This is a genomic window from Pseudomonas putida, assembly GCF_028682475.1.
GTDB classification, from domain to species: Bacteria; Pseudomonadota; Gammaproteobacteria; order Pseudomonadales; family Pseudomonadaceae; genus Aquipseudomonas; species Aquipseudomonas putida_AG.
In genome coordinates this window covers 1-201 of record NZ_JANHLE010000158.1, presented here as the reverse complement: position 1 = coordinate 201, position 201 = coordinate 1, and the positions used below count along the sequence as shown (strand labels likewise).

At 61.7% G+C, this 201-nt stretch carries 1 protein-coding gene; it reads left to right on the top strand.

All coding sequences use genetic code 11. The features are described from left to right. Positions 1 to 201, top strand: a 201-nt coding sequence (locus NPS47_RS25620) for a hypothetical protein (protein WP_274297470.1), incomplete at both ends; no start/stop codon positions are given.

Here is a 201-nt window from a genome sequence, read left to right as displayed (position 1 = left end):
GTCAATGTCTATGCGCGGGCCTTCATCGACATGAAGGATGCACTGGGCACGCCGCTTTATGAAAAGCACCAGCGCACCCTCAACAAGCTCAGCGTGCAGAGCTGGGAGACGCTGCACGGCAAGGAGCTGGGCCAGCGGGGCATCGATGACCTGGTCGATCGCGCCGCGATGGAAGCCTTCGTCATGGCCGAGCAGAACCTG